Source organism: Prolinoborus fasciculus (assembly GCF_056724605.1).
Genome location: NZ_JBWZQN010000161.1, coordinates 1 through 709, shown reverse-complemented (window position 1 = coordinate 709; position 709 = coordinate 1). Strand labels below are relative to the sequence as shown.

1 protein-coding gene and 1 pseudogene are annotated in these 709 nt (G+C 30.0%); one reads left to right on the top strand and one right to left on the bottom strand.

Annotated elements, in window-relative coordinates; all coding sequences use genetic code 11:
* The coding region (locus AC1P5O_RS16725) for a transposase (protein ID WP_499006428.1) at positions 1–171 on the bottom strand (171 nt) is incomplete at its 3' end.
* A 370-nt stretch (positions 172–541) separates the two neighbouring features.
* Here AC1P5O_RS16725 and AC1P5O_RS16720 point away from each other — a divergent pair.
* Positions 542–709 (top strand): annotated as a pseudogene (locus tag AC1P5O_RS16720) (IS4-like element ISAba33 family transposase); the annotation flags it as partial.

Below are 709 nucleotides of genomic sequence, written 5' to 3'. Positions count from 1 at the left end.
GTTTGAATGACCAAAACAAGAAGGAATATCTCGCCACGGACAGCCTGTTCTAATTCTATAGAGAATAGCTTCAATAAAATTGCGTAAATTTGAGTTGTGGTGAATGGATAAATTACGCAGAATAACTCTCAACTTTTGCCAGTGTTGATCTGTCAGCATGGTACGAGGCATAGCGAATAGTAAAATTGGGTTTGGTGATTTGATTTTACTACTTCGCTATTTTTTTAAGCTAAAAGTGTCAACACACCCTAAATAAAATGCAAACTGTGTAACAAAATGCTTAATTTTTGTTTTATTTTTCCTGCGATCAAATTTAACTGTTTGTTTAATTTTATTTTTTGGTCAAAAAAATCTTCAATATACGGGTTGAGAAATATAAAATTTGGTAAAAATTACAAAAAATTTATTAGCAATAATTGATTGTTTGTTTATTTTTGTTCAAAATTGGCGGAATTTTATATGAATTTTTTCTCTGTACACGACAAAAATAGATAACTCATTGAAATAATGTCATAATAATTGTTTTCTAACGACGAATACTATGACACATCTCAATGAGTTATATCTTATCTTAAACAAATCTCTAAAATGGAACAAGTCACATTTAAAGTGCTTTGCGCTCATCATGCTTGTGATTATTTTAAAGCAAACATGTAATCTTTCTTCTGCATCTAAAGCCTTGCCCATCAAGTGCTTACCACAATCATTT